This is a genomic window from Aequorivita sediminis (assembly GCF_032080575.2).
Taxonomy (GTDB): Bacteria; Bacteroidota; Bacteroidia; order Flavobacteriales; family Flavobacteriaceae; genus Aequorivita; species Aequorivita sediminis.
This window is the reverse complement of the sequence record NZ_JAVLSO020000001.1, coordinates 20,521-47,140: the sequence shown is the minus strand read 5'-3', so window position 1 is coordinate 47,140 and position 26,620 is coordinate 20,521. Positions and strand designations below refer to the sequence as shown.

Genomic DNA, 26,620 nt, shown 5'->3' with positions numbered 1-26,620 from the left:
ATTTTATGATGGGCAATACTTTATTAAACCATTTGGGACAGGGACATCCCCTGTTTTAATTTATTCATTCGTTCTTTAAAACCTACATCATCGAGGTATCTAGGTTTTATTTTTGGGGATTGCAGTAAGCCGCGATCGGTCAGATCTTTGATCATAGGTACGTGCTTTAATGCAAATTTTCCAGCTAATAGAAATTCTAAATCACCTCCTTCAATTAAATAATCGCGAAGCTCCACAAGTCCTTTTAAATAAATAATATCTTTTAAAAATCCGCCACCTTGAAATATTCTGGAAGTAATATTAAATGCTGGTTCTTTAGAAAATCCATAGGTTGAATACAATAAATTAAAAACTTCTCTAAACGAGGCACCATTTAAAAGCGCCTCTCCTGCAATAACACGTCCAGCCAAGGTTCGCAGTCTATTGCCAGTAAGTCCGTTGATTAAATACTCCGAAAGCACGGCAATTCCTTCTTGCAGTGAATCGTAATCTGCAAGGCCTTGTGAGAGTTGGGTAAGTGGCTGTTGGCTACCATTATAATACGTTAAAGCATGTGTGCCAACCTCGTGCTGAATTAATGCCGAAGCCTCAGCATGGGTAAGGGTGTAATCTGCGGGTAGGTAAAGTTCACCCTTAGAAACCATCATTATATTAACATCTTCACGAATATGAATTTTACTGCTAAAGTCTGAAGCTTGAGCCCTAAAAAAATTAAATTCGTCTTCCGCTAATTTTCCAAAAGCCTTTGCATCCAACGTTTTTATCTTTTCTTGAAATGTATCTTCTGGAATATTATTAAGAATCATTTTAGCTTCAACAATAATTTTTTTATCAAGACCTTGATATAGTCGAATGCTTCTATAGAAAAAATTTTTCGAGCCTCTTTCCTTTAACATCGTTAGTTGTTGATCTATTTCTTCGCGCTTTTCATCAAACAGAAAAGCAATGGCAGGATCATCAATTTCATCTATTCTTAAATTGTAAAGCTTGCGTTTTAAAATATCAGGATCAAGTGGGAGAAGCCTGTAATGATACCCTTGTAATTCCTGAAAGTTGGTTTCAAAAAAACATTCCCTCATAGATTGTATGTTGACGGGTGAAACCAACAATAAAAACTGGTAACTACTTTCTATTGCTGTAAGTACTCGATCAATTTTAAAAACTTCTTCGTGTATTTTCCGTTTTCCTAAGGCGGCAAAACTCTCTAAATCTGAAGAAGTCTGAACTCGAATAAACTCGAAAACAGCTTTGTGAATACCTGCTGCAAACCCTTTTCTAAATTTTCTAAAATATAGTGGGTATACATTTCCATCACTATTTCTATACACAGGAGGGACTTCAAGACCGATTAGGGTTCCCCCACAATCCTTAATTTCTTTAATGCTACAAAGGGCTTGATCGGCTTTATGTTGTCGTTGTTTGCTTTTTTCGATACGCGCGCTCAATACCTTGCCACCGTACTTTCTGCTTTCAACTTTTTCTAGTTCTTTTATTAAAACTTCTAAAGAAACCGGCAGTTTATGCGAGGGACCTTTTATAACAAATTCAGTGCTCGTAGATTCACCGCTAAATATTTCCAATATAATAAAGGAGCCAAAACGAGCACTCATTTTTTCAGTAAGTTCCTTCAAAAAATCTTTAAAATAATTGAAATTATCTTTTACTACTATTAGGTAGGAAGCTCCAGTTCGTGCCAGCCTAATTGTGCCTTTGTCTTCAGGAATATCTCGATAGATCATTAGAAATGGCACATCGTGTTCCAAAAAAAGATAACCTCCATAAGGTAGCTCTTTCACGGTTCTTTCTCCCGGTTTTAATCGGTCAAGAAATTCATCTTTTCTGGATGTGGAAACTGCCGTCATAATGTGATTTTTCAAATAATTTTATCGTGAATAAGGTTGAAGTTATAAAAAAGGCAGCGGTGTAATCTTAGCTTTAAAGATAATTTAACAACGAATTATAGGTTCCTTATAATTTAAAAAATTGTTTTTGGCGCATTGAATACTCGTCCAAAATAGAGTGGTTTCACAATTATATGTATTTTTGTAATTCAATAATAAATTATGAAATACACTTCAAAAATGTTACGCGACGATGCGTTAAAAGGAAAAACAATAGTAGTGACTGGTGGTGGAAGCGGGTTAGGAAAAGCAATGACAACCTATTTCTTAGAATTAGGCGCCAATTTGGTAATTACTTCTAGAAATATTGAAAAGCTACAAAAAGTTAAAGACGAATTAGAAGCTGCTACTGGTGGAAAAGTGCTTCCTGTGCAATGTGATGTTAGAAATTACGATGAAGTAGAAGCTATGGTTGAAGCTTCCGTTAAAGAATTTGGCTCTGTGGATGTTCTTTTAAATAATGCTGCAGGAAACTTTATTTCACCTACCGAAAGACTTTCAGCAAATGCATTTGATACTATTATAGATATAGTTTTAAAGGGAACAAAAAACTGTACTCTCGCTTTCGGAAAGCATTGGATTGATAAAAAAGAAACAAATAAAACTATCTTAAATATTGTAACCACTTACGCTTTTACAGGTTCTGCTTATGTTGTGCCAAGTGCAACGGCAAAGGCTGGAGTACTTGCTTTAACGCGTTCGCTAGCTGTGGAATGGGCTAAATACGGAATTCGTTCTAATGCAATTGCTCCAGGGCCATTTCCTACTAAAGGGGCTTGGGACAGATTGCTTCCAGGCGACTTAAAAGAAAAATTCGATCCGGCCAAAAAAGTTCCCGTTAAGCGAGTTGGTGAACACCAAGAGCTTGCAAATTTAGCGGCATATTTAGTTTCAGATTTTTCTGCATATATTAATGGTGAAGTTGTTGTTATTGATGGTGGGGAATGGTTAAAAGGTGCAGGACAAATGAATCAGCTTGAGGAAGTCCCACAACAAATGTGGGATATGTTGGAAGCTATGATTCGCTCACAAAAAACAAAAAAATAAATTTTTAATCGGTAATAATCGAAATTATAGTCAAATTCCAAGCTCACTTGTTAAACAAGTAGGTTTGGAATATGGTGTTTTTTATTTTTGCATTTTTAAATAGAGAGTCTGTTTACTTAGTGTTAACAAAAATGATTTTCTATCAATATAATTAATTGTACTTTTAACTGCTAAAATCTCAAGTAAATTAATGGGTAAAATAATTGCAATTGCAAACCAAAAAGGAGGAGTTGGTAAGACTACAACCTCTGTGAATTTAGCGGCCTCTTTAGGCGTTTTAGAGAAAAAAGTTTTACTAATAGATGCAGATCCGCAGGCTAACGCTACGTCAGGGTTAGGTATTGACGTTGAATCTGTAGAACTTGGTACCTACCAATTGCTTGAACATAGTGCTACTGCGAAAGAGGCGATAATATCTACAAACTCACCTAATTTAGATCTAATTCCGTCGCATATAGACTTAGTGGCAATCGAGATTGAATTAGTAGATGTTGAGAACCGTGAATATATGCTTAAAAAAGCTATTGAAGGTTTAAAAGATGATTACGATTATATACTTATAGACTGTGCGCCATCGTTAGGGTTATTAACCCTTAACGCCCTTACAGCATCAGATTCTGTAATTATTCCTATTCAATGCGAATACTTTGCATTAGAAGGTTTAGGAAAACTTTTGAACACTATAAAAAGCGTTCAGAAAATTCACAATGTAAATCTTGATATTGAAGGATTGTTGTTGACCATGTACGATCAACGTTTACGTCTATCAAATCAAGTGGTAGATGAAGTAAAAAAACATTTTGATGAAATGGTTTTCGAAACAATCATTCAGCGTAATGTGCGTTTAAGTGAAGCGCCAAGTTATGGTGAAAGTATTATTAGTTACGATGCATCAAGTAGAGGAGCAGATAATTATTTAAGTTTGGCGAACGAGTTAATCAAAAAAAACGAGACGGAATAAATGGCGAAGGCAACAAAAAAGCAAGCATTAGGTCGCGGTCTTTCAGCACTTTTGAAAGATCCTACCAATGATATAAAATCTGTAGAAGACAAAAATGCCGACAAAGTTGTTGGTAGCATAGTAGAGTTGGATTTAGGTAGTATAGAAGTAAACCCTTTCCAACCGCGAACTAGTTTTAATGAAGAATCCCTTCGTGAACTTGCTTCATCGATAAAAGAGCTAGGTGTGATTCAGCCAATCACTGTTCGTAAATTAGATTTTAATAAATATCAGTTAGTAAGTGGAGAGCGTCGTTTCCGTGCTTCAAAATTGGTTGGATTAGAGACCATACCAGCCTATATTCGTATTGCAAACGACCAAGAATCTCTAGAAATGGCTTTGGTTGAAAATATCCAAAGACAAGACTTAGATCCTATTGAAATAGCACTTTCATATCAGCGTTTAATTGAAGAAATAGACGTTACTCAAGAAGAATTGAGTGATAGAGTTGGAAAAAACCGATCTACTATTGCCAACTATTTGCGTTTGCTTAAACTAGATCCAATAATCCAAACAGGAATGCGAGATGGCTTTATAAGTATGGGCCACGGTAGAGCATTAATTAATATTGAAGATTTATCCGATCAGCTTGATATTTACGAGAAGATTTTAGGTCAGAACTTATCAGTTCGTGAAACGGAAGCTTTAGTTAGAAGTTTTAAAAACCCAGATAAAAAAACTACTCCATCAAAACCAAGTGCACCGCCTTTTGCTAAAAAGGCAAAGAAGGAACTTACAGATCTTTTCGAAACTGCTGTGGATGTTAAGGTTTCAAAGTCAGGGAAAGGGCAGTTGGTTGTGCCATTTAAAAATCAAGATGATTTCGACCGTATTTTGAAGCTAATTAAAAGTGAAAAGTAATCTTCTAAATATTTTTTTTTTAATCTTCGCTTCATCGCTGTTTGCGCAGACAGCTGACTCTCTTTCTGTACAGAATGAAAAAGTAATTGTAGTGAAAGATTCACTCGGGCCTAAGGTTGAATACAATCCGTTGGCTCCAGCTAAAGCTGCATTTTATTCAGCAGTAATTCCTGGATTAGGACAAGCCTATAACAAGAAATACTGGAAAATCCCAATTATTTATGCTGGTATGGCAGCTGGAGTTTATTTTTATAAACAGCAGGACGACGATTATAATCGTTTTAGAGATGCATATAAACGAAGACTTGCAGGCTATACAGATGATGAATTTCAAGGAATTTCAAACGATAGACTTATAAATGCTCAAAAATCAGCACAGAGAAATAAGAGTTACAGTATTATTGTAACCCTAGGTTTCTATTTGCTTAATGTTATTGATGCAAACGTAGATGCACATTTACAACAATATGAAGTGAGTGAAGACTTATCGTTACAACCTAGCCTAAATTACAATCAATTTAATGCAAAACCACAATACGGAATGTCGTTGACGTATCGATTTAAATAGTTGGGTTTTAAAGAGAATAGAAAATTATGAAAATAGCTTTACTCGGTTATGGTAAAATGGGAAAAACTATTGAAAGATTAGCGTTAGAAAATGGTCATTCAATTGTTTTTAAAAGTTGGTTGGGATCTTCGGAAGGTACTATAGAAGACGCTGAGGTTGCTATTGAATTCTCTTCTCCCGAAGCTGCAGTAAATAATATTACAAAAGCTTTAAAAGCAGATTTACCAATAGTTTCAGGAACTACAGGTTGGTTAGAAAATTATGATGAAATGGTAAAGTTATGCGAAAAGCGTAACGGAAGTTTCATTTATGCGTCAAACTTCAGTGTTGGAGTTAATCTATTTTTTAGTATAAATGAATATGCTGCTAAGTTGATGGTTCAATGGAAGGAGTACGATGTGTCTGTAGAAGAAACGCATCACCTTGAAAAGAAAGATGCCCCAAGTGGAACAGCAATAACAATTGCGAGAAGTATTTTAAAATACAATAATAAAAAAGAATGGGATCTCAATTCTAAAGGTGAAGATGTTTTGTCAATTACCGCTAAAAGGGAAGAAGATGTAAAAGGAACCCACATAGTTTCCTATGAATCTGATATTGATACAATTTCTTTAAAACACGAAGCACATAGCCGTGAAGGATTTGCGAAGGGTGCTATTTTGGCCGCGGAATGGCTTAAAGATAAAAAAGGGGTTTTCTCAATGAAGGATGTTTTAGGATTAACAACTGCGGATTAACCGTTTTTAGATTACAATTGTATTAGTACAATTTCAATTAAAGCATATTATCCCTGTTATTTTGCAGTATAGATTAGAAGGGGTTTAAATAATTTACAATTTAACGAATTACAAATTATGAGTTGGACAGGTTGGTTTATATTATTTTTAATAGTTCAATTAATACACTTTGCAGGAACTTGGAAGCTTTATAAAGCTGCAGGTAGAAAACCTTGGGAAGCAGCAGTACCAATTTACAATGCTGTGGTTTTAATGAAAATTATTAATCGCCCTTGGTGGTGGACTATTTTATTATTTATTCCAATTGTTAACCTGATTATGTTTCCGGTAGTTTGGGTTGAAACCTTACGCAGTTTTGGACGTAATTCTACTACGGATACAATTTTAGGGATAGTAACTCTAGGGCTTTATATATATTACATAAATTACACTCAAGATGTTACGCATATAAAGGATAGAAGCTTAAAACCGCGTACTTCAACAGGAGAGTGGGTGAGTTCTATATTGTTTGCCGTTGTAGCGGCAACAGTTGTGCATACTTATGTAATGCAACCTTTTACAATTCCAACTTCATCGTTAGAGAAAACCTTATTGGTTGGTGACTTTCTTTTTGTGAGTAAGTTTCATTATGGGGCTCGAAACCCGATGACGCCTATTGCATTTCCAATGGTTCACGATACAATTCCTGTGGTTCATAAAAAATCATATTTTTCAAAACCACAACTACCTTATTTCAGATTGCCAGGATTCCAAAGTATAAAACGAAATGACATTGTAGTGTTTAACTGGCCTGTAGATACTGTAAACGCGTTTCAGCAGTATGGTGATGGGAAATATTACTACAAACCAATCGATAAAAAATCAAATTACGTAAAGCGCGCTGTAGGTGTTCCTGGAGATTCCCTAGAAATTCGCGATGGTTACGTATATATTAATGGAGAGAAAAATCAATTACCAGACCGTGCTAAGGTACAATTTGCGTATGACGTTCAGGTAAACGGACAATTGAATCCAGAAATGCTTTATAATCGATATGATATTACCGATCGTTATGGATTTGGTAATAATACATATCGTTTTGCAGCTATATCTGAAGAGTCTATGAATATGCTAAAAAACAACCCAAACGTGGTTGAAATTTCGCGTCTTAGAAGTGAAAAAGGAGAATGGGATCCAGGGATTTTTCCAAACAATCAAAAATATCCTTGGAATAATGATTTCTTCGGCCCAATTTATATTCCTAAGAAAGGAGAAACGGTTTCGATTAACTCAGAAACACTTCCGTTCTACAAGCGTATTATAGAAGTATATGAAGGAAGCGAAATAGGAATTGAAAATAAAATTACTCAATCAGGAACGGAAGTACTTTTAAACGGGCAACCCTTAACCGATTATACATTCAAAATGGATTACTATTGGATGATGGGGGACAACCGTAATAATAGTGAGGATGCGCGTACTTGGGGATTTGTACCTTATAATCACGTGGTTGGGAAACCAGTATTTGTTTGGATGAGCTGGGATGGAATTAACAAAAAAGTACGTTGGGATAGGGTTTTTACAACAGTAGGTGGAAGTGGAAAACCAGTGTCTTATTTAATGTATTTCGTTATTGCAGTAATAGGTTGGTTCGCTTTTGATTTCTTTAGAAAGAAAAAGAAAGGAACTAAAAAGTAAAAGCTTCTCCTGTTGGGGCTTGTAAGCTTCAATTGTTACTAATTATTTTAGAAAATTAAGCTTTGCTCTGCTATCTAGGGTTAAAAAATAAAGTCGAGATTTATCAAATAGGTCTCGACTTTGTTTTTAAAAGATAATAGCTTCTTGTTATTCAGGAATCAATCTGTAAATTCCTTGTCCTTCTACTGCAATATAAATCAGTCCATCCGGACCAATCTTTACATTTCTAACTCGTCCGATATCCTGAGCTATTTTTTCTCGTTTGGTTACTTTTTCTCCATCAAGAGTTAGGAGTTCAACGTATGCAAACTTCAACGAACCTACGAGTAATTTGTTTCTCCACTCAGGATATTTGTCGCTAGTAACGAATGCCATTCCGGAAGGAGCGATGGAGGGAACCCAATAATAAATAGGTGGTTCAATTCCTTCTTTTTCAGTTTGATCTGTGATTTCTGTCCCGCTGTAATTAACCCCATAGGTAACTACCATCCAGCCGTAATTTGCGCCCTTCTTCACTATATTAATTTCATCCCCGCCTTTTGGTCCGTGCTCGTGCATCCATATTTCTCCTGTTTCAGGGTGAATAGCCATCCCCTGTGGATTGCGATTTCCATAAGTATAAATTGCCTTTTTGGTATTTGGTTCGTTGAAAAATGGATTGTCTTCAGGTATGCTACCATCGTCTTTTAACCGGTAAACTTTACCTCCATCACGAGTAATATCTTGTGGATTAACCTCTCTATCTCCGCGTTCTCCTATTGTGAAATACACATAACCTTCTTTATCAAATTCAATCCTAGAGCCAAAATGCTGCCCTGCAGAAGAGTTCGGGCTGGCTTTATAAAGGATTTCGATATTGGTTAGGGAATCCCCTTCTAGTTTACAGCGCATCAATGCAGTATGACCTCCTTCTCCTGGGCCTTCCTCAGAAGCATAAGTTATATATATCCACCCGTTTTCAGTATAATTAGGATGTAGTTCAATATCTAGTAATCCACCTTGGCCATTTACATATACAGCAGGCATATTTGCTATTTCTATTTTCTTACCATCTTTAAAGTGTATTAATCTCCCATCTTTTTCAGTAATTAGCATACTGCCATCAGGCAACCACGTCATTCCCCAAGGAATTGAAAGGTTGCTTACAGCCATTTCAGTTTTATAAATCTGGGGTTTTGTTTTTAAGGCTACATCTTCTTTCTTTTTCTGCTGGGCACAAGATGTAAATACGATAAGGACCGATAAAGTAAGTAAGTATTTCTTCATTTTATTTTCTTTTAGCTTAAAGATACCAAAAATGAGTGTGAATTCTAAAATCTTAGGAAATTCCTTTTGGTCGAAGACCTAAACAAACCTTATCTTTAGCCAAAATTTTCAAAATTATGAAAGAAAGCTATAGCGTTTCGGTGGATGAGAATTACGAATTTCAACTTGTTAAAAAGGATACTGAAAACATAGACCAAACTGAACTTTCTGGTCAAAAAGTACATTTACTTCACAACAATAAATCTTTCGAAATTGAACTTTTAGAAAACGACTTCATTAATAGAAATTACAGTGTAAAAGTGAATGGTAATATTTACCATGTTAACGTAGGAACACCTTTGGATGCGCTTATAAAAGAAATGGGGCTTTCTTTAGGAAATGATTCCATTGAAGACGAAATCCATGCTCCTATGCCAGGGATTATTTTAGAAGTTAATGTTGCTGAAGGCGATAAAGTTAAAAAAGGTGATTCCCTTTGTGTTCTTGAGGCTATGAAGATGGAGAACACTCTTACAGCTTCTCGAGATGGAATTGTAAAAACTGTAAACGTCGCTAAAGGTGATACGGTAGATAAAGGAAAATTGCTAATTGAATTAGAGAAAAATGATTAAGAAAATATTAGTTGCCAACCGTGGCGAAATAGCTTTAAGAATTATGAAAACCGCCCGTAATATGGGGATCAAAACGGTTGCAGTTTATTCTGAAGCAGATAGAAACTCTCCACACGTTAAGTTTGCAGATGAAGCCGTATGCATCGGGCCACCTCCTTCAAACGAATCGTATTTATTAGGAGATAACATCATTAAAGTTGCTAAAGACCTAAACGTTGATGCTATTCACCCAGGGTATGGATTTTTGAGTGAAAACGCTGAGTTTGGAGAGAAGGTTGAAAAAAGTGGAATGATTTTTATCGGGCCAAAGTCGCACGCAATTCGTGTGATGGGAAGCAAACTAGCTGCTAAAGAAGCGGTAAAAGCTTATGATATTCCTATGGTTCCTGGTACCGATGAAGCCATTACAGATGTTGAAGCAGCCAAACAAATTGCTAGAGAAATTGGATTTCCAATTCTTATAAAAGCTTCTGCCGGTGGTGGAGGAAAAGGAATGCGAGTAGTTGAAAATGCCGAAGAATTTGAAGACCAAATGAAACGCGCTATTAGCGAAGCTGAAAATGCATTTGGCGACGGTTCTGTTTTTATTGAAAAGTTTGTTACTTCTCCACGCCATATTGAAATTCAGGTTTTAGCTGATAATTTTGGAAATACAGTTCATCTCTTTGAGCGCGATTGTAGTATTCAAAGACGTCATCAAAAAGTTGTAGAAGAAGCACCATCTTCAGTTCTTACTCCAGAATTGCGTAAGACCATGGGAGAAGCGGCTATAAAAGTTGCCAAAGCATGTGATTACGTTGGAGCGGGAACAGTGGAATTTCTTTTAGATGAAAATCTAAATTTCTACTTCCTTGAGATGAATACCCGCCTACAAGTGGAGCATCCAGTAACCGAATTAATTACTGGTCTCGACTTAGTAGAACAGCAGATTAATGTAGCTAATAACGAAAAGCTTGCTTTTTCGCAGGAGGATATAAAAATAAAAGGACACGCTTTTGAAGTTCGTGTTTATGCCGAAGATCCACTTAATAATTTTATGCCGAGTGTTGGAAAACTAGAAGTTTACCGACCACCAAGTGGTGAGAATATTCGTGTGGATGATGGATTTACAGAAGGTATGCAAGTGCCAATTCAGTACGATCCTATGCTGTCTAAGCTTATTACTTACGGAAAAACAAGAAACGCTGCAATGCAACGTATGCTTGAAGCAATCGCTAATTACGATGTTCAAGGTGTGAGTACCACACTTCCGTTTGGAAAATTTGTTTTTGAACACGAGGCTTTCCGCAGTGGAAATTTCGATACTAATTTTGTGAAGAAATACTATTCCGAAGACAAGCTTAAGACTATTAATGAAGAAGAGGCAAAAGTGGCGGCACTATTTGCATTAAAACAATATTTTAAAGATTCAGAAAAACTTCAATTACCGAAGTAATGTCTCTGCGTCCTCTGCGCCTCTGCGGTAAAAAAATACCGTGAAGCCCCAGATTTCGCATAGATGTCAATTACAAAAATTATGAGCGACAATAATAAAAAACTGCAAGAATTCATAACTGAAGCCAAGATGGGTGGAGGCGAAAAGAGAATTGCAAAACAACACGAAAAAAAGAAATTAACTGCTCGCGAGCGTGTAGAATATCTTTTAGACGAAGGCTCTTTTGAAGAAATGGGCATACTCGTTACCCATAGAACCACCGATTTTGATATGCAAAAAGAAGTGTATTATGGGGATGGTGTAGTTACTGGCTACGGAACAATTAACGGACGTTTAGTTTATGTGTTCGCACAAGATTTTACTGTTTTTGGAGGAGCTTTATCAGAAACTCACGCCGAGAAAATCTGTAAAATAATGGATCACGCAATGAGTGTTGGTGCTCCCGTTATTGGATTAAACGATTCTGGTGGAGCGCGTATTCAAGAAGGGGTTCGCTCTTTAGGTGGATATGCAGATATTTTCTACAGAAACGTTCAAGCTTCAGGAGTAATCCCTCAAATTTCTGCCATTATGGGACCATGTGCCGGGGGAGCAGTTTATTCACCAGCAATGACCGATTTCACTTTGATGGTTCAAGACAGTAGTTATATGTTTGTTACAGGTCCGAATGTTGTGAAAACTGTTACGAATGAAACTGTTACTTCAGAAGAATTAGGAGGAGCGAAAACCCACGCTACAAAAAGTGGGGTAACGCATTTTACAGCTGCAAATGATATTGTTTGTTTAGAACAGATGAAAACTCTTTTAAGCTACCTGCCTCAAAATAATAAAACAACTCCAGAAAAACTTCCTTTTGAAGCTGCTGATGAATATCGAGATGAATTGGAAAATATAGTTCCAGATTCTTCAAATAAGCCATACGATATGCACGAGGTGATTAAGGGAATTATCGATACCGATTCTTTCTTTGAAGTGCATAAAGATTACGCCGATAATATTATTGTTGGATTTGCAAGATTAGGTGGTAGAAGTATCGGAATTGTAGCAAACCAACCAATGAGTTTGGCAGGAGTGTTAGATGTAGATAGCTCTAAAAAAGGAGCGCGATTTACACGTTTCTGCGACTGTTTTAATATACCTCTTTTAGTTTTAGTAGATGTTCCAGGCTTCCTTCCAGGAACCGATCAAGAGTGGAACGGAATTATTCTTAATGGAGCTAAACTTCTTTACGCCTTAAGTGAAGCAACAGTGCCACGTGTAACTGTTATTACCAGAAAAGCATATGGTGGAGCTTATGACGTAATGAATAGTAAGCATATTGGTGCAGATATGAATTACGCCTGGCCAACTGCTGAAATTGCGGTAATGGGAGCAAAGGGAGCTAGTGAAATTATTTTTAGAAAAGAAATTGCAGCAGCTGAAAACCCTGAATTGAAACTTTCAGAAAAAGAAGCCGAATATGCCGAAAAGTTTGCAAACCCTTTTAAAGCTGCACAACGTGGATTTATAGATGAAGTAATTCAACCTCGTGAAACCCGTAGAAAGCTATTAAAAGCATTCACAATGTTAGAAACTAAAGATGTGGTGAGACCCAATAGAAAACACGGAAATATTCCTTTGTAGTTTTTACTATTATTTATTTAGATAGTTGATTAACAACCTTTAACTGACTTAAGTCATAGTTAAAGGTTTTTTTTCGCAGTAATTTGGAGATATAATTAAGTTAAATCTTAGAATTATGAGGAGATATTATCTTTTAATTTTGTCTGTTATTTTTTTATTCTCGACCCCCACCATTGCGCAGGAGAAATGGGCTATTGAGTTCAGACCTGGTTTAAATTTCCCTACAAGTGATGTAGGTGATACTGATGCCGATATCGGGTATGGATTTGAGATAACAGGCGCATATAAAATTATGCCTCACTTGGCTTTTTATGCAGGTTGGGGCTTTAATCAATTTAGAGGTGATGATGTTTTTACCCACGAGGACATTACTTTGTTAGAAAAAGGGTTCACTTTTGGATTTCAAATTAATCGTCAAATTGGTACCTCTTCATTTTCTTATTTGGCGAGAGCTGGTGCAATTTACAATCACATAGAATTAGAAAATATCGCAGGCGATATAACTGCAGATACAGAATATGGGTTTGGGTGGCAACTTGCAGTAGGGATAGATTATGAGTTGGCTTCCAAAATTTCATTGCGACCAATGTTAAGATATCGTTCTCTTTCAACAGATATAGAAGTTGAAAATGTTTCTACAGAAACGAAACTTAACTATTTCTCTTTTGGAATTGGTTTGGCGAAGAAGTTTTGATTGACTTAAATATTTGCGGATAGTTTAATTGCCTATCGACTGCCTTAGATAAAGAAAATCTTATGGGTAGAATTACCTTTACAAATTCGTTCACGAATATTAACTGTCTTGGTTAAATTTGATCTTCATATTTATTGGATATTCTTTTCTCCTTTCTGATATTTACAAAAATAAAAATTAGCAATGAAAATAATCTCATGGAATATTAATGGTGTAAGGGCGATAACTCAAAAAGATTTCTTCGAGGATATCTCCAGAATAAATCCAGATATTCTATGTCTTCAGGAAACTAAAGCTCAGGATGAGGAAGTTGCTGAGGCATTATCTGAGTTAAAGGACTATCACCAATTTTATAATTCTGCAGAAAGAAAAGGATATTCAGGCGTTGCTGTTTTAAGTAAAATAGAACCTATATCAGTTAGTTACGATATGGGAGTTGAAGAACACGATCAGGAAGGACGAGTAATATGCGCAGAGTTTGAAGACTTCTTTTTGGTGAATGTTTACGTTCCGAATTCTGGTCAGAAGTTAGTAAGACTTGATTACAGACAGAAATGGGATGTAGATTTCAAAAACTATTTAAAGTCTTTAGAAAAAACAAAACCTGTTATCCTTTGTGGCGATTTAAACGTTGCACATCGTGCAATTGACCTTAAAAACGACAAGTCTAACTACAACAAAACTGCTGGATATACTCAAATAGAAATTGATGGGATGGATAACCTGCTCAACCAAGGATTTGTAGATACCTATAGACACTTTAATCCAGATACAGTTGCATATACATATTGGAGCTATCGTTTTAAAGCAAGAGAGCGTAATACTGGTTGGCGAATTGATTATTTCTTGGTAAGTAATCAATTGTTAGAAAAAGTGGAGAATGTTGAAATATTATCAGAATATTACGGTTCCGATCATTGCCCAATTAAGCTTGAAGTGAAACTGTAATTAGCTTTTAAAAAGATTTTTATTTTCTTCTAAAGCCTTAATTGTGGCAGCATATCCTAATTCAAAAATGATGTCTGTATTGCTCATTCCGAAAACGGCAAACTCCCCAATTTCATCAGGAGAAATAATTAAATCGCATTCTGGGAACTTTTTTATTGAATCGTAAGCAGCCCTAATTTTCAGGGCTCTATCTGCAACACTATAAGAGTATTTCAAATCTTTTATGCTTATCTTTTTAAGGGAATTGATATAGACTCCAATAATTTTATCGCAGTGCTTTTTTATTGGCTCAACAGGAAAATTGTTTAGAATTCCTCCATCGATATAATATGAACCATTGATTTCTGTAGGTGTAAAAACCCCTGGGAATGAAGCAGAAGCAATTACTGGCTTTATAAGTTGCCCCTTGCTGAAAATCTTTAATTTTCCGTTTAAAACATTTGTTGCAGTAATGTATAAAGGCTTTTGTAAGCTGTCAAAATTATCCCTTGGGAGATAGACGTTGAGGTCGTCATAAAACTTTTCGGTATCTAGAAATCCTGGCTTGTTAAATGCGAATCTTTTGGTGTGAAAAATAGAAGTGTTTTTGAAGAACTTTAATATCTCAGTCCAATGAACGTCGGCGGCATAAAGTGCCCCTACTATAGCGCCAATACTAGTTCCTGAAATGTGTGTTGGAGAAATTCCGTATTCTTCAAATGCTTTTAATGCTCCAATATGAGCTGCGCCTCTCGCTCCACCGCCCGATAGTACTAAACCTATGTTGTCCATCTAGTCAATTTAATTAATTTACTTAACAAAGTAATTATATTCAAAAGTAACAAAACTTGATTTAGGTCATATTAAATGAATTTTTAAGTTTCTAGATTTGTAGGTATTACATTAATAATCATTTGTTTATGAAACTCATTTTAAGGTCCCTTGTTTTTGTTTTTATAATTTCTGTGTTTTGGTCTTGTAATAATTCTGCAAAAGAATCAAGGGAAGGCAAAAATGAAATTTCTAAAAATCAATCCTTCGTTATTGATGATTCCGGAATAACTGTGGCTTGGACAGCTTATAAATTTACAGACAAAATAGCCGTTACTGGAACTTTTGATGATTATTCTATTAAAAAACATAGTAAATCTGGTTCTGTTGAAAATCTCTTAACCAAATTAAGAATATCGATTCCTACCCATAGTGTTGATGCGATGAATGCAATTAGAGATTTTAAACTAAGAAGTTCTTTTTTTGATGCGTTTAATACTTCAACTATCAATGGAACTATTTTAAAAGTAAATGAGTCTAAGGGCTTTGTTAGGGTAAAAATGAATAAAATCTCAAAAAATATTCCATTCACATATTCATTGGTGAATGACACAATTTCAATATTTACCAAACTAGATTTAAAAAAATGGAAAGGGGAGGAAGCACTCAGTAGAATAGAGAGGGAATGTGTGGAACACCTTAAGGGGGCTGATGGTATTTCAAAACTTTGGCCAGAGATAGATGTGGAAATCAAAATACCATTAAGGAATACTAATAATTAGTAAGCTTATCGACAACTTAAAAATTTATATACCTAGTTTTTTATCATTTCTAAGTGTTCTAAACATTTCAATATGATTTAAGTCATTGTAAACGTTTGGTTTATAGGTTAAATTAGCTTGTTGCAACGAGCTAATTAACCTAAACCTTCATAGAATGAAAAATATTTTACTCCCGACAGATTTTTCTGATAACGCTTTTAACGCTATAGAATATGCAGTACAACTTTATAAAAACAAAGAGTGTACTTTTTATCTATTAAATACGTATACCCCTGTAGCCTATAGTATGGCTACATTCAATGAGGGTTATTCTTCATTATTGTTAGAAGAAATTATCAGAAAAAACTCTGAAAGTGGATTGCTAGAATTAGAAGAGAAACTAAGGGAGAAATATGATAACTCTAATCATTCCTTTAAAAGACTGTCATCCTTCAATTTGTTGACGGATGAAATAAAAGCGGTTGTTAAAGATCGAAATATTGATCTAATCATAATGGGAACTAAGGGAGCCACTGGTGCAAAAGAGGTTTTTTTAGGTACAAATACAATGTTTACCATAAAAAAAGTACACTGTACTGTAATCGCTGTCCCTGATAACTATACTTTTAAGGAGCCCAAGGAGATTTTATTTCCTTCAGATTTTAAATTCTCAATGCAAAATGAAAATTTAAACTTGCTAAAGTCTATTTGCGAACTGCATAACTCCCGACTCAATATTTTAAATATATACTTGGGGCAGCCGTTGAGTAAGGCACAAGAAAATGTAAAAAATCAATTTGGAGAGTTTTTTAAAAATAACCCTCACGATTTTCATACCGCTGAAGATGTGGACTTAGTAGAAGCTATTGAGCAATTTCAAATAAAGCAAAGAATTGATTTTTTAGTGATGATTCAAAATAAACATTCCTTTTTTGAAAACTTACTTTTTAAGCCTGTAATTAGACAAATGGTATACCATACAAACATGCCAATAATGGTTATACCTTCAATTGAGTTTACTAATTAATAGTTCTATTAAAGGAAATAATTCAAAACAAGAGAAATTAATTAAATGTAAGAATTATGGATGTATCTATTTTTTTAGCGAAGTTTTGGGGTTGGTATTTAATATTCTTCTTTTTTATATTAAGCTATAACCCCAAGCGGATAAAACAAATTTTGTCATTCCTAGAAGATGAGAAGTTTTCAATACTTGTTGCCTTTATTGCTATTGTAATAGGTTTACTCAATATTCTTTTCCATAATGTTTGGGATTCTAGCGCCACGGTAATTGTTAGTTTGATAGGTTGGATAGCTTTATTTAAAGGATTAATGCTTTTCGCTTTTCCATCATTGGCATTAAAGGCAATTGATTTTATAAGCCTTAAATTAATTCAAGTTATTTATGTACTGTTATTTCTTATGGGCTTGTACTTATTAAATACTGGTTACGGATTAATTCAATATTAAATTTTCCACTAATTTTCTGTCGTTATTTAATAATGCTCAAACTACTGTGTAATTTTAAGAATGTAATTTAATAAATTGATAATGCGTTCGTATTCACTTTTTACAATTTTTTTATTGTGTGTAGTTATTGTGGGGGTTGAAGTGCTCACCTTTTACTGGCTGCAATCTATTACTCAGCTTTTAACCTCTCCATTGTTGAATACGATTATCAATATCTTGTTTTGGACATTTACAATTGGCTTAGTTTCAGCCATATTAATTCTAAAGATTAAAATGGATGCCTTGCCTGTAACTAAAAGGCAAATGTTAGTATCTTCATTGTATGGACTTACAATTTCTTCATTTACACCTAAAATATTATTCGTAATAATAATTAGCATTCTATATTTTTCAAACTATGTTTTCTCTGAAACAGAATCTCTAATCATTGTTCCTACAGTAGGATTACTTGCAGGGTTTCTTCCATTCTTCCTAATTGTTTACGCCATCTTTAAAGGAGCTTATAAATATAAAGTATATCGAATTGAAGTAGCTCATAAAGAGTTACCTGAAGCTTTTAACGGTTATAAAATTATTCATATTTCAGATCTACATCTTGGAAGTTTTAATTATCGTTATAGAATTTTAGAAAGAGCCGTTAATATTATAAATGAATTGGAAGCCGACATAATTTTTTTTACAGGAGATCTTGTAAATAACTATGCTTGGGAATTAAATGGATGGGATAAAGTCCTAAAAGAACTTTCGGCCAAAACTGGGAAATATGCTATTCTAGGAAATCACGATTATGGCGATTATAGCAAATGGGATTCCCCAGAAGCTAAAAGTGAAAATTTTGAAGAAATTAAATCTTTTTATGATAAAATAGACTTCAAACTTCTACTAAACGAAAGTGTTACACTTAAAAGAGATAATCAAGAAATTGCAATCGCAGGTGTTGAAAATTGGGGTCTTCCACCATTCAGGCAGGATGGTGATTTATTAAATGCGTTAAATAATATTGAGGATATACCTTTTAAAATACTTCTTTCTCACGATCCCACTCATTGGGATGAAGAGGTGATAAAATACACCGATGTGGCCCTTACACTTTCCGGGCACACCCACGGCATGCAAGCAGGAATTAATATTATGGGGAAGCAATGGAGTCCTATAAAATATAAATACAAACGCTGGGCAGGATTATATACTGTGGAAAATCAAAACTTATATGTTACTAGAGGGTTGGGATGGCTCGGTTTTCCAGGTAGGATGGGGATGCGTCCAGAAATTACCCTTATCACTTTAAAAAAATCGGAATAATTTTTCTTAAAAGTCAGGTTTGAAAATTAATGTCTGATAGAAATATCTTTTACATCTTTGTAAAAAGTCACCACTAATCTTAGCTCCAGTTGAAAATTCCGCTAAAAGACATATTATTTGTGCTGTTTCAATTCCTGTTGATTATAGCTTTTGCTTTCGATTTTGAAGTATTATCGATAATATTTCCGGAGGTATTATTTTGGATTGGGCTATTATTTTTTATTTCCGGAGCCTTTATAACGGTGGTTGCAGTCTTACATCTCAATATTCACCTATCACCATTTCCTAGCCCTTTACCTGGCGCCAAACTAGTCGAGACTGGTATTTATAAGTTGGTTCGTCATCCTATCTATACGGGGTTGATTTTAGCTTTCTACGGTTATGCTGTTATCACTGATTCTGGATACAGATTGCTTATCGCCACACTTCTTTTTGTACTGTTTTACATTAAAAGTTTATACGAAGAAAAACGTCTGATTGAAAAATTCCCGAACTACACTGAATATAAAAAACGATCAGGACGATTCTTTCCTGGGTTATAAAACGTATTTCAGTTTGATTCCACCAAACCAATTTCTAGGCATTCCTGGATAATAATACCGTGGTTTACTATTGCCAAAACCAGTTGCATTTATCAATATAGAAGAAGCGTATTTTTCATCTGTAAAGTTGTTGATGCCAACATTCATTTCTGCTGATAAAGCTTTAGAAAGCTCTTTTTTATAAGTTGCTTTTACATTTAGAACGGTATATTTTTCTGAATAAAGTTGGTTAGCGTCATTCATAGGCATTTCGCCTATATTAAGAAAATTGGTGTTTAAAATGAAATTTTTAAATCCAAAATTAATACCGCCATTCACTTTTCTATCAGGAACTCCTGTGAGTTGGTTGCCAGAAAAATCGCTGTCACCATCTACAAAATCAATGAATTTATGATTGTTGAATTCAGCATTGATATAGGGCGAAATATAACCAGAATTGCTTAATGGCTGGAGGTATGAGAGTTGCAATTCAATTCCTTTATGTTCTGTTTTTCCTGCGTTTCTACCGATATATTGGTCGTCGCCAACACGCTCTGCAACCAACAAATCGTCAATATCTAAAAGATAGGCGTTTACTTTAAAGTGAAGTTTCCTTTTTAATAGAAATACTTCACATCCTACTTCGTAATTATATCCTTTTTCAGGTCCGAGGTCTGGATTTATGACACCCTCTGGAGTTAGGGTTTCTTCAATGGAAGGATAATTAAATCCGCGACTGAAATTAAAATAAGCACTTAAGTTTTCATTAAATTGATAAAGCAGATTTATATTCGGTGCAAAAATAGGGTCGAAGTCTCGGTCTGCACTTTTATTTGCATCACCTAAATTAAACTCATCGGTAAAGCTGTAGTTTGTGTTGTTGAAATTCAACCCAAACTGTCCCTTAAGCTTTTCAGTAAATGGAATTGTTACAGTGGCAAAAATGTTCAGGTTTTCTCTGTTTTCAATATTATCGCTTAATAAATTTCCTTCTAAACTTCCATTGCCATTGTTGTCTTCGTAAAGGTTTTCTATGATTTTCCAGTTGTATTGATCTTTATAAAATTCTCCTCCAAAACTGAAATTTGCCTTGTTTTTCAAGAAGTGAAAGCCTTTATTAAAAACTGTTCTACCTCCAAATCCATTGGTGAATTCATCTAAAATATTAAAAGGTCGCGGTTCATAATGATCTAAATAGGTGTAAAATACGCTGGTGCTATTAGTAAAGTTATCCGACAAATGATGCGTAAAACTTAAACCAGTTAATAGAATTTTATTGTCTTCATAACCTTGTGCCATTTTCCAAGTAAATGCAGCTTGTGTGGGGTCTTCTTCAAAAGCAGTTTTGCCAATTGAACTAGGAATTTGAGCGTTATAGTCGATGTAATTTACTAAAAGTGAAATTTCACTTTTGGCATTTAGTTTATAGTTGGAAGTTAGTAGTAATCCATTTCTATTGTATTTATTATTTTCCCTGAAGCCATCGGTTTCGAGATGATCATAATTAATATTCAAAGAAAACTTTTCTGTAGCAGTTGCAGCGCTTACAGTATTCTTTATAAGGCCGAAGGAACCAAAACTTAGATTTGATTTCAGAAAAGTTTCTCCTACCGCAGCTTGCTTTGAATTTAATAAAAGCGTTCCCCCTAGATTGGTGCCGTATTGAGTAGCCTTTGGGCCTTTTATAACTTCTAGCGATTGTAAATCTTCTGGGTCAAACATATCAATGGTTGTTTCACCAATTCCGTTTGTAATTGGAATACCATTAAAATAAGCGCGAATTTTATTGCTGCCATAAAGTGTCCGTGACCCAACCCCGCGAATCGTAATTCTATTGGTGTTTAATGCACCACTTTGAATAAATACCCCAGGCGTTTCATTGATTACCGAAATAAGCTCAATAGGACTATACGCATCGAATTTCTCCGTCTTTATTTTTTCAGTTGGGATTATTATTTCTGCTGATGGTGAGGTTTGTTTCTGGGTAGTTGTTGTTAAGATAATTTCATCTAAATCTTCCGATTTTGAAAGTGGAGATAGCTTAAAAGTAGAGTTGTTTTCTGAAATTGTAATAGTACTAATATAATATTTAGGGTGTTCCAATCTCAAATTAATAGGAAGCTGATAAGCTTTCGAAAGACTAAAAACCCCTTCGCTATTTGTTTCCGTAAGCTTTTTACTATTCAAGAATACAGACACTCCGTTAATAGGTTTATTAGTATTTGAGTAAACTGTTCCTTGTATTTCTTGTGCATTCAAGGTGTTGGGAAAAACGCTCAAGAAAAAAAATGCTATTGCGATAATAGAAAATGATAGATTTGAATAGCGAGACTTAAAATAGGAGGAGGGTAAGTAAATTTTATTCATATCTAGTTTTTCGAATCTATTTAAAAATAAGCAATAAGAATACAATTGGCTAATTGAGGCAGAAAGTTTACCTAATTTTTAACTCAGCTGTTTCTATCTAAAAGTATAACAATTTGTTAAGAGAAATTTTTAATCTTATACAATATCTTCATTGGCATTAACTACTATTCAATACTTAATAGTTTAAAATATAAAAAATGAAAAAGTCCATTTCACTTTTAGCTTTAATTATAGTTCAATTTTCTGCCTTTGCACAAAAGGAAAAACCATTACCTAAACCTTTTGAAACAAAGTCGGTTTCCAATTATTCTAATGTAATAGGATGGAAAGATGGTGAAACTCCCAAAGCTCCTGAAGGTTTTCAGGTTACTAAATATGCAGATGGTTTTGAGAATCCACGTTGGATGTACGTATTGCCAAATGGAGATGTATTAGTAGCTGAAAGCAATAGCAATTACAGTTTTTTAAAGCGAATAGGTGCCGCGATTATCGGTGCAGGAGGTTCAAATAATTTAAAGCGCAGTGCCGATAGAATTACCCTACTTCGGGATACAAATAATGATGGACTCCCTGATTTTAGAGAAATATTACTAACTAAAAAAGAAGGTTTAAATCAGCCATTTGGGATGCTGGTAATAGGGGATTGTTTATATGTAGCAAATACCGACGCGATATTGAGTTTTCCATATGAAAAAGGACAGACAAAAATTAAGACCAAAGGGCAAAAAGTTGTAGACCTACCAGCTGGGAATGTGAATCAGCATTGGACTCGTAATATTATAGCCAATGAAGATAAATCTAAAATTTATATAGCAGTAGGTAGTGGCGATAATATTGGTGAAAAAGGAATGGAGCATGAAGTGATGAAAGCTAATATATTAGTTATGAATTCGGACGGTAGTGATCTTAGTATATTTGCTTCTGGCCTTAGAAATCCAGTAGGAATGGATTGGGAACCAACAACTCAAAGTCTTTGGACTACCGTAAATGAACGAGATGGCTTAGGCGATAATTTGGTGCCAGATTATTTAACTTCTGTTCAGGAAGATGGGTATTACGGATGGCCTTATTCATATTGGGGAAACAATTTTGATCCTAGAATGCCGGTACCACCCAATGTTAGACTAAAATCTGCTATAGTTCCAGATGTAGATCTTGGTTCGCATACTGCTTCTTTAGGCCTGGTGTTTTATACGGCAGATGCTTTTCCAAAGAAATACAAAAACGGAGCATTTGTAGTCCAACACGGTTCTTGGAATAGAGATATACTTTCAGGATATAAGGTGGTTTTTATTCCATTTAAAAATGGAAAGCCTTCAGGGAAAACTGAGGATTTTTTAACAGGTTTTATAGTTGAGCCAAAGAAAGATGAGGTGCGTGGCAGACCTGTAGGGGCAGTTGTTTTAGCAGATGGTTCTATGTTAATTACAGACGATAAAACACATCATATATGGAGAGTTAGTTATAAGGGGAATTAATTTTATTAAGGGTGTTTAATTTGCCAATCTAGTATCGTTCAAAGAGTTAATAATTAAATAGAATAATACAATAAAGCGCTAATAGCCTTTTTTTTACCTAAAGGTGGGGAATAAGATGATTGCAAAATATTGAAATTGCCATTTTTATTGTTAAAATTAATTGTTACGTTAGCGGATAAATTTTAAAATATTACTAATAATTTAAAAAATCTAACTTTTTAAAAACCCTTAAAATTCCCCTTTATTATTATTAAAAAAACATTACTTTTTGCACTAGTTGCGCTTTTATTTTTAAATACTTCTGTGCTTGTAGCGCAGTGGGAATCAACTAACTTTGAAAAAAATACTTGGGTATTATGCCAAGCTGCCAATGGAAATCTTATTGCAGCAGAAGATAATTATCCAGATATGGGAGGAATATACCTTTCACAAGATGAAGGCGATTCTTGGGTAAAAACTACTGCCACAGATTATTCATACACTGCCCATCTTGTAAAGGATGAAAGTATATATATGGGGGGCGTTGAGTGTAATGTAGCCATATCTCACGATAATGGAGAAACTTGGACCAATGTACATTTTAAGGATGTTCTCCCAAGTGCAACAGAAAACAATCCTATTTATGCAATGGAATATCACAATGGTAGAGTTTATGCTTCAGTATTAAGTATAGGTGTGGTTTATAGTGAAGATGATGGAGTAACCTGGAATCTGACAGACCAGGAATCTCTATGGGATGAGGACAATCCTGAAAATGGTGGACAATGGACTTATAATTTACGCTCTTTTAATGGAGCCTTATATAACGTTAGCGCATTCGGAATTTGGAAGTATGATGAAAATCAAGATTTATGGACGCAGGTAGATGATTACTGGTACGGCGGTAGTTCATTAGTTGTTAATGATACTTTTTATGTGGCTTACAATGCAGGTGGAATTCCAGATGCGATAAGATATACTACCGACTTTCAGAATTGGGAAACAATGCCAATTCCTGCTGGATTACAAACTACAGTTAGAATTTTAGAATACTACGAAGGAGCGTTCTTTATGGGGCATGTGCACGATGCAGTTTACTATACTGTAGATCACGGACAAACTTGGATTGATTATCGCGAAGAATTTCCTTCGTTTTCACCTGCTCCAGGGTTAGACCTTTACGGAGTTCCGATGAATTTTGTTTTCGACGGAGAAACTATGTACTGTGGAGTGTTTTCTAGCTTTGAAGATGTAGGAGGAGTTTATAAAGCTCCAGTTCCAGCTGAGGTGCTGAGTGTAAAAGAATTGCCATCAACATTAAAAGCAATTGTATATCCAAACCCTGCTAGTGATTTTGTTAACCTTCAGCTTCCAAAAGAACTAGGTAATAAAGCAACCTTAACAATTACCGATGTTATGGGTAGAGTACAGTACAATAAAGCTATTGAAAATGGAATAAATAGCGCCATTACAATTCCTACAAAAAACTGGGTTTCTGGAGTATATCTTTATAAGGTTGAGATAGGAGATTCAAAAACGACTGGAAAGTTTGTGATAAAGTAATACATCCAATCCTAAAGTTTTTAGTTAATTACTAACTATCAAAAATCACCCTCTTAAATCCAGGTTTGGAAGCAAGAGGGGATTCATTTTTATTTATAGTAAAGGAAATATAAATCTTTAAGAAATTTTATCTTCACTGTTCTTCTATATTTTTAGATGTTTTTCCAGTTGTATTTCACACCTACATTAATCCAACGTGTTGGCATTGGCACTGCTCCAGCTTCATTGTACGATGCGTTAAATATATTGGTCACTTCAGAATATAACAGAAAGTCTTTTAGGTGGTAATTTAGACGAACATCAGCAATATTGTACCCATTCGCTAACTCGCGCTTTAACCATCTATTTACTAGATTTAAGGAAATGTTTTTGTTGCGATAATGAAGTCCTGCAACAAACTGATGTTTTAAGGATTCTAAGGTGTATTTAGATTGATTATCCGATGAAGTCTCTAAAGAAGGGTTCAGATAATTATAACTCACTTGGTATCCTATAGATTGGTTGTTTCCTAATGTAAAATCTTGTTGAACTCTTCCGAAAATACCGTGCATTTTATTTTCACCGAAGTTAGTTGGTGAGTATGGCTCGGAAGGATCATTTCTCATCCAATCGATGAAATCTGTAATACTTCTATAAAAATAACCGACTTTAGCCTGAAAGTTATTTTTGGCGTATTGGATATTTCCTTCGTAATTCCAAGCATTTTCAGGTTGAAGTAATTCATTTCCGATATTCCCTGGGCGCTGATCTAAGTATAAATCGGTAAAAGAAGGGATTCGCTGTCCTGAACCAATACTTGTAGAAACCTTCCAATTGTCGTTAATAAGATAAGCCAAATCTATTCCCGGGTATAACTGCCATCCAAAATCGGTGTTGTAATTTGCATACGCCCCAACTGTTCCTTGCAATTTTTCACCTATACTGCTTTTTAATTCTCCATAAGCTCCGTGATTATTTCGCTTGTGTTCCCCAATATTTGAACTGTTTATTTGTTCTAATCTCGATTCCCATCCAAATCCAAAAGTTCCTATCCTAGTTTCAAGGCTACTATTTAATTCAAGCATCAAAGCGTTGGTGTAGTGTTGTGAACGACCTTTGCTTAAATCGTCTTTATAAAAACGGTAGTCGTCTTCTCCATATCTGTTGCTAATACGTGGAGAAAAGGTAAAGTTGCCGAGTTTATGTTTTGAAGAAATACTAAAAACAGACGATTCTACTAACTCCTCCGAATTTACATCGTGAGGCGCAGCATAGAATCCATTAGCCCCAAACAAACTTGTAATATAACCCGCCATTGCTTGAAGGCTGTTGTTTATGTTAATATCGTAATTTCCATTATAAAATAACCGAGTATTTTTTGAACCTGAATTGTATCGCTGTCCGTTGTAATTACTTTGGGAAAGAGAGATTAATTGGCTTTGTTTTTCAGTGCCATAAATTCCTGTAACCTCAACAGATCCACCTCCGTAAATTCCTGAACCATCACCTTCCTCTTTACTTTTGAAAGAACTTCCTGCTTTCACATCTGCAGTAACCGACGAATAATTTTGATTTTTAGTAACAATATTTACAGCTCCAGTAAGGGCGTTTATTCCGTATACTCTAGTTGCTGCGCCTCTTAATACTTCAATATGATCTATTGCATTTAATGGAATAGGAATATTCATCATATTATGCGCAGTTTGAGAATCAAGCATTTTTACTCCGTTAATAAGCACTAGCGTTTGTTCTGAAGTGCCACCGTCGATAGAAATATCTGTTTGTGTTCCAAACGGGCCACGCTGACGAATATCCACTCCGCTTATATAAGATAAAACTTCATTAAGGGATTTTGCTGGAAGTGCTTGAATTTGTTTTTGGGTTATTACTTGAATATCCCTACTTACTTTATTAAAAGGTGTTTCAAGACGATTTCCTCGAATAACAATTTCTTCTAAGGTGTTCTGCTGCAGTTTTGAATCTACAATACTATCATTCTCCTGAGTAAATCCAGTGATTGAAAATACTGACGTTAATCCTAAAGCAACTAATGTGTTTTTCATAAATTTTTTTTTAAACTAT

At 34.9% G+C, this 26,620-nt stretch carries 23 protein-coding genes; 18 read left to right on the top strand and 5 right to left on the bottom strand.

Features of this window, described 5'->3' with window-relative positions; translation table 11 throughout:
* Positions 1-23: 23 nt before the first annotated feature.
* Entirely contained in the window at positions 24-1,862 is a 1,839-nt protein-coding gene (locus tag RT250_RS00215; protein WP_313111026.1) for a peptidase MATCAP family protein, read from the bottom strand.
* 201 nt (positions 1,863-2,063) lie between these two features.
* Between RT250_RS00215 and RT250_RS00210 the strand changes: the two genes are divergently transcribed.
* From RT250_RS00210 to lepB, 6 genes are all read left to right on the top strand, one after another.
* The gene (locus tag RT250_RS00210; RefSeq protein WP_313111023.1) at positions 2,064-2,948 is read left to right on the top strand and encodes an SDR family oxidoreductase; all 885 of its coding nucleotides are present in this window, start codon (positions 2,064-2,066) and stop codon (positions 2,946-2,948) included.
* 190 nt (positions 2,949-3,138) lie between these two features.
* Complete coding sequence (locus RT250_RS00205; protein WP_313111021.1) at positions 3,139-3,909, top strand: ParA family protein; 771 nt, start codon at positions 3,139-3,141, stop codon at positions 3,907-3,909.
* Positions 3,910-4,809, top strand: coding sequence for a ParB/RepB/Spo0J family partition protein (locus RT250_RS00200; protein ID WP_313111019.1), 900 nt, complete (start codon positions 3,910-3,912; stop codon positions 4,807-4,809).
* 91 nt (positions 4,810-4,900) lie between these two features.
* Complete coding sequence (locus RT250_RS00195; RefSeq protein WP_313111017.1) at positions 4,901-5,377, top strand: DUF5683 domain-containing protein; 477 nt, start codon at positions 4,901-4,903, stop codon at positions 5,375-5,377.
* A 26-nt stretch (positions 5,378-5,403) separates the two neighbouring features.
* Positions 5,404-6,114: a 4-hydroxy-tetrahydrodipicolinate reductase gene (gene dapB, locus RT250_RS00190; RefSeq protein WP_313111015.1), complete on the top strand. Its 711-nt coding sequence runs from the start codon at positions 5,404-5,406 to the stop codon at positions 6,112-6,114.
* Positions 6,115-6,231: 117 nt separating this feature from the next.
* Entirely contained in the window at positions 6,232-7,791 is a 1,560-nt protein-coding gene (gene lepB / locus RT250_RS00185; protein ID WP_313111013.1) for a signal peptidase I, read from the top strand.
* A 147-nt stretch (positions 7,792-7,938) separates the two neighbouring features.
* Here lepB and RT250_RS00180 read toward each other — a convergent pair whose 3' ends face one another.
* A complete protein-coding gene (locus RT250_RS00180; protein WP_313111011.1) occupies positions 7,939-9,057 on the bottom strand; it encodes a PQQ-dependent sugar dehydrogenase in 1,119 nt (372 codons plus the stop codon).
* 116 nt (positions 9,058-9,173) lie between these two features.
* Between RT250_RS00180 and RT250_RS00175 the strand changes: the two genes are divergently transcribed.
* The 5 genes from RT250_RS00175 to RT250_RS00155 all read left to right on the top strand — a co-directional run bounded on the left by RT250_RS00175 (position 9,174) and on the right by RT250_RS00155 (position 14,368).
* Positions 9,174-9,668, top strand: a complete 495-nt coding sequence (locus tag RT250_RS00175; RefSeq protein ID WP_313111009.1) for an acyl-CoA carboxylase biotin carboxyl carrier protein subunit — start codon at positions 9,174-9,176, stop codon at positions 9,666-9,668.
* Positions 9,664-11,103: an acetyl-CoA carboxylase biotin carboxylase subunit gene (gene accC / locus RT250_RS00170; RefSeq protein ID WP_139855294.1), complete on the top strand. Its 1,440-nt coding sequence runs from the start codon at positions 9,664-9,666 to the stop codon at positions 11,101-11,103. Before RT250_RS00175 ends, accC begins: the two co-directional genes overlap by 5 nt.
* 81 nt (positions 11,104-11,184) lie before the next feature.
* Positions 11,185-12,726 (top strand): acyl-CoA carboxylase subunit beta, encoded by a 1,542-nt coding sequence (locus RT250_RS00165; RefSeq protein ID WP_139855187.1) that lies wholly within the window; start codon positions 11,185-11,187, stop codon positions 12,724-12,726.
* A 115-nt stretch (positions 12,727-12,841) separates the two neighbouring features.
* A complete protein-coding gene (locus RT250_RS00160) occupies positions 12,842-13,420 on the top strand; it encodes an outer membrane beta-barrel protein (RefSeq protein ID WP_139855189.1) in 579 nt (192 codons plus the stop codon).
* A 183-nt stretch (positions 13,421-13,603) separates the two neighbouring features.
* A complete protein-coding gene (locus RT250_RS00155) occupies positions 13,604-14,368 on the top strand; it encodes an exodeoxyribonuclease III (RefSeq protein WP_313111004.1) in 765 nt (254 codons plus the stop codon).
* Here the strand turns inward: RT250_RS00155 and RT250_RS00150 are convergent, their stop codons facing one another.
* Complete coding sequence (locus tag RT250_RS00150) at positions 14,369-15,139, bottom strand: patatin-like phospholipase family protein (RefSeq protein WP_313111002.1); 771 nt, start codon at positions 15,137-15,139, stop codon at positions 14,369-14,371. It abuts the gene before it with no gap.
* A 128-nt stretch (positions 15,140-15,267) separates the two neighbouring features.
* On the opposite strand from RT250_RS00150, the gene RT250_RS00145 reads away from it, so the two are divergent.
* The 5 genes from RT250_RS00145 (at position 15,268) to RT250_RS00125 (ending at position 19,193) form a co-directional block, all read left to right on the top strand.
* Positions 15,268-15,900 (top strand): YceI family protein, encoded by a 633-nt coding sequence (locus tag RT250_RS00145; RefSeq protein ID WP_139855195.1) that lies wholly within the window; start codon positions 15,268-15,270, stop codon positions 15,898-15,900.
* A 154-nt stretch (positions 15,901-16,054) separates the two neighbouring features.
* Complete coding sequence (locus RT250_RS00140; protein ID WP_185098949.1) at positions 16,055-16,906, top strand: universal stress protein; 852 nt, start codon at positions 16,055-16,057, stop codon at positions 16,904-16,906.
* A gap of 152 nt (positions 16,907-17,058) precedes the next feature.
* Positions 17,059-17,349 (top strand): hypothetical protein, encoded by a 291-nt coding sequence (locus tag RT250_RS00135; RefSeq protein WP_313110996.1) that lies wholly within the window; start codon positions 17,059-17,061, stop codon positions 17,347-17,349.
* An 81-nt stretch (positions 17,350-17,430) separates the two neighbouring features.
* Positions 17,431-18,651, top strand: a complete 1,221-nt coding sequence (locus RT250_RS00130; RefSeq protein ID WP_313110994.1) for a metallophosphoesterase — start codon at positions 17,431-17,433, stop codon at positions 18,649-18,651.
* A gap of 89 nt (positions 18,652-18,740) precedes the next feature.
* A complete protein-coding gene (locus tag RT250_RS00125; protein ID WP_313110992.1) occupies positions 18,741-19,193 on the top strand; it encodes a methyltransferase family protein in 453 nt (150 codons plus the stop codon).
* Here the strand turns inward: RT250_RS00125 and RT250_RS00120 are convergent.
* Complete coding sequence (locus tag RT250_RS00120; protein ID WP_313110989.1) at positions 19,188-21,539, bottom strand: TonB-dependent receptor family protein; 2,352 nt, start codon at positions 21,537-21,539, stop codon at positions 19,188-19,190. The genes RT250_RS00125 and RT250_RS00120 overlap by 6 nt on opposite strands.
* A 197-nt stretch (positions 21,540-21,736) precedes the next feature.
* Between RT250_RS00120 and RT250_RS00115 the strand changes: the two genes are divergently transcribed.
* Both RT250_RS00115 and RT250_RS00110 read left to right on the top strand, forming a co-directional pair.
* Complete coding sequence (locus tag RT250_RS00115) at positions 21,737-23,017, top strand: PQQ-dependent sugar dehydrogenase (RefSeq protein ID WP_313110986.1); 1,281 nt, start codon at positions 21,737-21,739, stop codon at positions 23,015-23,017.
* A gap of 303 nt (positions 23,018-23,320) precedes the next feature.
* Complete coding sequence (locus tag RT250_RS00110) at positions 23,321-24,559, top strand: T9SS type A sorting domain-containing protein (protein WP_313110983.1); 1,239 nt, start codon at positions 23,321-23,323, stop codon at positions 24,557-24,559.
* A 152-nt stretch (positions 24,560-24,711) separates the two neighbouring features.
* Here the strand turns inward: RT250_RS00110 and RT250_RS00105 are convergent, their stop codons facing one another.
* A complete protein-coding gene (locus RT250_RS00105) occupies positions 24,712-26,601 on the bottom strand; it encodes a TonB-dependent receptor plug domain-containing protein (protein ID WP_313110981.1) in 1,890 nt (629 codons plus the stop codon).
* Between the last annotated feature and the right edge of the window lie 19 nt (positions 26,602-26,620).

Excerpts from the sequence above, each read along its gene's own strand:
- RT250_RS00215 (WP_313111026.1), bottom strand. The coding sequence starts at position 1,862 with ATGACGGCAGTTTCCACATCCAGAAAAGATGAATTTCTTGACCGATTA.
- RT250_RS00210 (WP_313111023.1), top strand. The coding sequence starts at position 2,064 with ATGAAATACACTTCAAAAATGTTACGCGACGATGCGTTAAAAGGAAAA.
- RT250_RS00205 (WP_313111021.1), top strand. The coding sequence starts at position 3,139 with ATGGGTAAAATAATTGCAATTGCAAACCAAAAAGGAGGAGTTGGTAAG.
- RT250_RS00200 (WP_313111019.1), top strand. The coding sequence starts at position 3,910 with ATGGCGAAGGCAACAAAAAAGCAAGCATTAGGTCGCGGTCTTTCAGCA.
- dapB (WP_313111015.1), top strand. The coding sequence starts at position 5,404 with ATGAAAATAGCTTTACTCGGTTATGGTAAAATGGGAAAAACTATTGAA.
- lepB (WP_313111013.1), top strand. The coding sequence starts at position 6,232 with ATGAGTTGGACAGGTTGGTTTATATTATTTTTAATAGTTCAATTAATA.
- RT250_RS00180 (WP_313111011.1), bottom strand. The coding sequence starts at position 9,057 with ATGAAGAAATACTTACTTACTTTATCGGTCCTTATCGTATTTACATCT.
- RT250_RS00175 (WP_313111009.1), top strand. The coding sequence starts at position 9,174 with ATGAAAGAAAGCTATAGCGTTTCGGTGGATGAGAATTACGAATTTCAA.
- RT250_RS00165 (WP_139855187.1), top strand. The coding sequence starts at position 11,185 with ATGAGCGACAATAATAAAAAACTGCAAGAATTCATAACTGAAGCCAAG.
- RT250_RS00160 (WP_139855189.1), top strand. The coding sequence starts at position 12,842 with ATGAGGAGATATTATCTTTTAATTTTGTCTGTTATTTTTTTATTCTCG.
- RT250_RS00155 (WP_313111004.1), top strand. The coding sequence starts at position 13,604 with ATGAAAATAATCTCATGGAATATTAATGGTGTAAGGGCGATAACTCAA.
- RT250_RS00150 (WP_313111002.1), bottom strand. The coding sequence starts at position 15,139 with ATGGACAACATAGGTTTAGTACTATCGGGCGGTGGAGCGAGAGGCGCA.
- RT250_RS00145 (WP_139855195.1), top strand. The coding sequence starts at position 15,268 with ATGAAACTCATTTTAAGGTCCCTTGTTTTTGTTTTTATAATTTCTGTG.
- RT250_RS00140 (WP_185098949.1), top strand. The coding sequence starts at position 16,055 with ATGAAAAATATTTTACTCCCGACAGATTTTTCTGATAACGCTTTTAAC.
- RT250_RS00130 (WP_313110994.1), top strand. The coding sequence starts at position 17,431 with ATGCGTTCGTATTCACTTTTTACAATTTTTTTATTGTGTGTAGTTATT.
- RT250_RS00120 (WP_313110989.1), bottom strand. The coding sequence starts at position 21,539 with ATGAATAAAATTTACTTACCCTCCTCCTATTTTAAGTCTCGCTATTCA.
- RT250_RS00115 (WP_313110986.1), top strand. The coding sequence starts at position 21,737 with ATGAAAAAGTCCATTTCACTTTTAGCTTTAATTATAGTTCAATTTTCT.
- RT250_RS00105 (WP_313110981.1), bottom strand. The coding sequence starts at position 26,601 with ATGAAAAACACATTAGTTGCTTTAGGATTAACGTCAGTATTTTCAATC.